The organism is Clostridium pacaense, assembly GCF_020709765.2.
Taxonomy (GTDB): Bacteria; Bacillota; Clostridia; order Lachnospirales; family Lachnospiraceae; genus Enterocloster; species Enterocloster hominis.
Genome location: NZ_JAJFEB020000041.1, coordinates 1 through 6195, shown reverse-complemented (window position 1 = coordinate 6195; position 6195 = coordinate 1). Strand labels below are relative to the sequence as shown.

Here is a 6195-nt window from a genome sequence, read left to right as displayed (position 1 = left end):
TGAGAGAGATGGCGAAAGAGCTACCGATAAGTGGGCTAAATCCGGTAATAACTGGTATTATCTGGATGACAGCGGTGAGATGGCTATCGATCAGCTGATTGAGTACAATGATGATTACTACTATGTGGACATTAACGGTGTTATGACCTCCAATCAGTGGGTAGCAATTGACAATGAGGATGCCGGGAATGACAATGAGCCAGATCAGTGGTGGTATTATTTCCAGGCAAACGGTAAGGCATTAAAGGGTCCAGATAGCGGCAAGATTTCCTTAAAGACCATTAATGGTAAGAAGTATGCATTTAACGACGAAGGCCAGATGTTGTATGGCTGGATTAAAGTAGATGACCAGAGCATTTACAATGATGATGACGATGCATGGCAGGAAGCAGAGTACTACTTTGGCGACCAGAATGACGGTGCTATGACCACTGGCTGGCTAATGGTTGACATTACAGATGAAAATGCGGAAAGTCAGGACTGGATTGCTCCGGTATTTACAGATGATGAAGATCAGACCCGTTACTTCTATTTCAAGAGTAACGGTAAGAAGGTTAAGGCTTCCTCTTCTGATGAGATAAAAGAGCAGAGCATCAATGGTAAGAAGTATGGTTTTGACCAGTATGGCCGTATGGTTGCAGAGTGGTCTTATGACCAGACTGAAAGAGCTTCTGGATCGAGCCAGACCGCTGAAGGTTCTTTAGGCGATACCGCATCAGATAATAACGCAAGGGTAGGCCAGACACGCAATTGGAAATATTTCCAGAGCGTAGAGGATGGCCGTAAGCTTACCAAGGATTGGTTCAGGGTAGTTGCAGCTGAGAACCTGGATGGAAGCAAGTATGATGATGATGCAGATGAATGGTACTATGTAGATGGTAGCGGTAATCTGTACGCAAACCAGATTAAGACCATTAAGGGCAAAAAGTATGCCTTTGGTGAGACCGGCATCTGCTTAACCGGCCTGCAGTTTATTCAGACAGGTGTTGCTGGTAATACCGGCTCCACATCTGATTTCGGCGATATTATGGCTGATGATGATTCTAACTACAACTATGATGATGAGGATTCCTTTAACGCACATGCATCACAATTATATGCCCAGGGTTATTCCTGCTATTATTTCGGTGATGACGGTGCGATGAGGACAGGAAAAACCACAGTAAATATTGATGGTGACAACTTCAGCTTCTACTTTGGCAAATCAGGTTCCTCCAAGGGTACTGGTAAAGTTGGTGAAGAAGACAAGAAGTATTACAATTCCGGAAAACTGATGTCTGCAGGCGGGGATGAAAAGTTCCAGGTAGTTTATCCTGAAATCAGTGGTGGAAAAGTGATTGGATACAAGAAATATACAGATGCTGCTGCATTCTCCAGTGATATAGACAGTGTTGTAACTGGTGTTACTGTCCTTAATAGGGGCGACCTTGACTCCACATTCCTTAATGCTGATGGAAGCTATAAGTCAAAAGCAACCCTGACCGATGGTACTGTCTCTGTTACCAATGTATCATTGAACGACTTAGGCTTAAGCGCCAGCAAGTTAAAAGATGATAAGATTGACGATTTGAACATCTACGTTTACACGAATGCTGCAGGCGAACATTCCCTTGGAGTTCCAACCCTTAAGAATGACGGTGCTGCCGTAGTCAACACAAGCGGTAAGATTAGCGAAAATAACTCTAAGAATAAAGATGGCAATGATGTAACTTATAAGCTTTACAAAGATAAGATTGCAGCTACCTTTGCAGAGGACTAATCTGATAACTGAATAGTTATCCGGTAATGGATGGGGGATATTTCTTTTGTGACAATAAATGTTGCAGGGGAATATCCCCTATTTTTGTAACAGCAATCCATGAGGTGTAGAAAATAAAATACGGAGGTAATATTTATGTGGAAAAAACGTATTTCGGCCATAGGGCTTGCCGTTTCCCTTGCACTAGGAGCTGCAGCGGTTTCTTATGCCGATACAACAGCAGGCATTACCATGGAAAATTGTGGCGCTTACCTATTCGGATGGCGACCTGTAGATTATGGGGAAGGACATTATTTTGCAATCCTGTCAGGCGGAAGTGCCATACAGGAATCAGATTCAATTCTTAACAGAGGGTATGATTATGCCTTTACATTTGATAACTCCATTCCTAAGCCCTGGGGGCAGGTCCCGTCTCTGGTAAACATAAACGGAATCTGGGGAATCCCTGAAAACTGGCCCCTGCTTCCCGAAGGCAGCCAGCCATATACGCGAATGACACTTACAACGAATAATAAAAAGATGACAACAAAAGAACGGTATGTGGATATTGTGCATCTTCCCAGCAACATATCGGCTTCAGACCTTCCTCCGGAAGTCCGCAAATATTTGATTAATGTGGATGGTTCTGATGCCGGGGCCTATGAAGGAACAACTACCTCTGGCTGGGAAAAGGATGGAAATGGCCAATCCCGCTATCAAAAATCTGATGGTACTTATGTAGCTAATAGCTGGCTTACCATAGATGAAAAATCCTATTATATGGATTCCAACGGCGTGATGCTTACCGATACCATTACACCGGATGGGTTTTACGTAAATGTGAAAGGAGAAAAGACCAAATACATACCCGGATGGGAACAGGATGAAAAGGGCTGGCGCTATGTTAAAAAGGATGGTTCCGATGCATCTGCCGCCTGGGTACAGAACACGGATGGACGGTGGTATTATTTTAACATGGCAGGCTATATGGTTACAGATACCACTACTCCTGATGGATTCCATGTGGACGCCAATGGAGTCTGGGATGGCCAGCTATCCTCTAATGCAGCTGTCAATCAGCAGAAGTTAGGCCCTGGCGCGGATTCCAACGCATCACCGGAAGGCTGGGAGGTATCTGGGAATGCCTGGAAATATAGGCAGGATGATGGAAACTATGTTACCAATGCCTGGGTGCAGGATACAGATGGAAAGTGGTATTATTTTAATGAAGCGTCTGAGATGGTAACCGGGCAGACTACACCAGATGGATATGAAGTTGGTGATGATGGTGTTTGGAAACAGTAAAGGCAATGTTCTATTATGGTAAGATAAAAAGACACATCGCAGAAAGTAGTAATACGGGACTAATCTTGTCGTATTGGAGATAAATCTTGATGATGATCCTGTTCTTTTATGATATGAATATCTGCAACATAGAGACAGATAACAGATGAAATAGACACTCGCAGAATGAAGGGCGTTTAGATATCTGAAATCACTTAAACTGCCCTTTTTTACAAGGTCTAAATAACATACAAAGAGATTCCTGTATAATGCAGGTAAGGGCAGAGTCCTAAAAATCGGCTCTGCCCTTTAATTCTATCTGCTAATCCTGTATTCTTTGCCCGTATAATAGAAAATTATCAACACTAGTATTAGGATTCTTCCTGTTGGCTATTCTGTATAGCTCCTGGTCCTAAGCTTTCAGTATCAACAGTAATAGTTGTAGGCTGTCCATCCCATACACCATTTACATCAACATAATATCCATCAGGAGTCTGTTTATCTGTCACCATATATCCACCTATGTCAAAGTAATACCAGTTGCCATCCGCACCCTGAACCCAGGTTGATGCAGCATAATAGCCATTTTTAAGAACATATTTCCATCCCCGGTCATTCTGTACCCATCCGGGCATATAATTTGTCTTTTCTCCTTTTGCATTTACATATATTCCATCAGGTGTAATGGTATCCGCCAGCATAAAACCATTTTCATCCATATAGTAGTTTTCATCATCTACATTTAACCAGCCGTTGGTGACTAGCCCACCATCCGGTTTTCTATATATCCATTTACCATCCTGCTTATCCCAGCCATTTGTGACCGTACCTGAATAGGCTCCGGCATCTGATCCATCCACGTTTATTAAATATTTCCTGACTTCTGCCGGAAGAGTGGACGAGTCCACGCCACCTGGAAGTCTTACAACATCTATATAGCGTTCATTGGTTGGAAGTTTCTTGTTATTTGTTACCAAGGTAATCCGTAATGTAGGCTGGGTACCTTCCGGAAGATTAGCCCAATTTTCCGGAATGCCCCATTGCCCATTTACATTTACTAAATCAGGCACCTGTCCCCACGGTCTTGGAATTGACGGGTTAAAGGTATAAGGATAATCATAACCTCTATTTAATATAACGTCACTCTCATTAAGAGTATCCCCACCTACTAAAATAGCAAAATATTTACCATTCTCATAGCCTACCGGACGCCATTCAAATAAATAGGCACCACAATTTTCCATGACAACTGCATTAGAAGCTGCTGTATCTGCTAATGCGGTATGGGTAAAAGCAGGTGCTAGCGAGAGAGTACACGCTAATAGAATGGCTTTTAATCGTAATCTTTTCATTTTAAAATACCTCCATATTGAATGTGCAACGAGACTAAAAATATCTAAGAAGCGAAATTTTACAAAAAAGAAAGCGTTGCAACTAATATAATAGTATCAGTCACAACGCTTCCCCCTAAATTTCAGCTACTCCATCTATTAAACTATTTCAATTAGTCCTCAACATAGATACCAGCAACACTACCGTCTTTCTTGCTAACGGTATAGTAATAATCATTACCATCTTTGTTTCTGGACTTGCTATCCACTACCTTGCCAGATGTACCTACAAGGAAATAATCCTTTGTGCTAAGTGCAGTCTTTGGAATGTAAACTTCCTTCAGATCGGCAAGCTTCTTATTAATGTTAGCAGCATTCAGGATTGTCTTAGAGTCAGCTGCAGGCATACTCTCTAACTCAGCCTTATCATAGTAGTCAACCCCATTATCCCTCAAATCAGCTAAGAAAGCATCTACATCGTCCAGTTTATCGTAAGCAGTAATGCCGGTACCATCATTTAATGTCTCTTCAAGATCGGAGTTCTTCGCATAAGTATTGACTTTTACAACCTGATACTTATCATCAGAACCAGCCTTGATAAGTTTACCAGACTGATAGTACTTATCATCCTTCTCACCTGTCAGACCGGCGCCCTTGTTTCCACCAGACTTCTCAAAGTAGAAGTTATACTTATCGCCATCAATCTCAACTGTATTCTTGTTGGTTCTCATGGCACCGTCATCACCATTACCGAAGTAATAGCAGTAGTATCCAGCTGCCTCGAACATTGGTGCATGTAAATCAAAGTCATCTTCATTATCGAAGTTGAATGTATCATGGTCATCAGCAATTACATCTAAGCTGGTGCCTTCGTCCTTAATGAACTTCAGACCATCTATCATACGGCCATCATTACGGAACGCATACTTCTTGCCTTTGATTGTCTTGAATTCGCCGGCATACAGATGACCGCTTCCATCTGCGTAGTACCAGGAATCCTCATCGTCATTGTACTTGTCTTCATTCAGAAGTTCGGCACTGACAACCTTGAACCAGCCCTTGCTTACCCTAGCACCATCTTCAACACTATTATAGTATCTCCATGCCTGGCTGTACTTAGCCTGCTCCTCAGCGGTAGATGTGCTTGCTGAAGAAGATGTAGATGGCTTCTTATCAGCATCCACAGACCACTCAGCTACCATTGCACCGTACTGATCAAATGCATACTTCTTACCATTGATGGTCTTATCCTTGGTCTCATCAGCATTCTCAGAGTAAATCTTCTTACCATTAGACTTGAAGTAGAACCAACGGCTCTGATCCTCATCATCAGTAAATACTGGTGCAATCTCTTTATAAGCATCATCGGTTGCTTCATCATATGTGATATCCATCTGCAGCCAGCCAACAGTCATTGCACCATCGTCTTCGCCGCCAAAGTAGTAGATACCTTCCTTGAAGCCATCACCGTCTGTGTTGTCAACGCGCTCTGCATTGTCTTCAGCTACCCAGCCATACAGCATACGGCCTTCATCGTCAAATGCATATTTCTTGCCGTTTACAGTCTTCAGGGAAACCTTATCATTGGTTCCATTGGTTAATGCTTTACCATTAGCCTGGAAATAATACCAGTAGTGGTCTGGCTCATCGTCCTCACCAGCATCCTCGTTGTCAATCGCTACCCACTGATTGGAAGCCATCACACCGTTGATGTCTACATAGTAATAATTATCGCCATCCTCAATCAGGGTATCGATAGCCATCTCGCCATCGCTGTCCAGATAATACCAGTTATTACCGGACTTTTTCCACTGCTCGGTTGCTCTCTCGCCATCTCTGTTG

General features: G+C 42.7%; 4 protein-coding genes. 2 read left to right on the top strand and 2 right to left on the bottom strand.

Annotated features, from left to right (window positions below; all coding sequences use genetic code 11):
- Together LK536_RS58215 and LK536_RS58210 are read left to right on the top strand one after the other, a co-directional pair.
- Nucleotides 1-1759: PspC-like choline-binding domain-containing protein (locus tag LK536_RS58215; RefSeq protein WP_227797306.1), on the top strand; the 1759-nt coding region annotated here is incomplete at its 5' end.
- 135 nt (nt 1760-1894) lie between these two features.
- The gene (locus tag LK536_RS58210) at nt 1895-3043 is read left to right on the top strand and encodes a PspC-like choline-binding domain-containing protein (protein WP_227797305.1); all 1149 of its coding nucleotides are present in this window, start codon (nt 1895-1897) and stop codon (nt 3041-3043) included.
- Between the two features lie 350 nt (nt 3044-3393).
- Here the strand turns inward: LK536_RS58210 and LK536_RS58205 are convergent, their stop codons facing one another.
- Together LK536_RS58205 and LK536_RS58200 are read right to left on the bottom strand one after the other, a co-directional pair.
- Nucleotides 3394-4374, bottom strand: coding sequence for a choline-binding protein (locus tag LK536_RS58205; protein WP_120056653.1), 981 nt, complete (start codon nt 4372-4374; stop codon nt 3394-3396).
- A gap of 152 nt (nt 4375-4526) precedes the next feature.
- On the bottom strand, nt 4527-6195 hold a 1669-nt coding region (locus LK536_RS58200), incomplete at its 5' end, for a PspC-like choline-binding domain-containing protein (RefSeq protein ID WP_227797304.1).

Excerpts from the sequence above, each read along its gene's own strand:
- LK536_RS58210 (WP_227797305.1), top strand. The coding sequence starts at position 1,895 with ATGTGGAAAAAACGTATTTCGGCCATAGGGCTTGCCGTTTCCCTTGCA.
- LK536_RS58205 (WP_120056653.1), bottom strand. The coding sequence starts at position 4,374 with ATGAAAAGATTACGATTAAAAGCCATTCTATTAGCGTGTACTCTCTCG.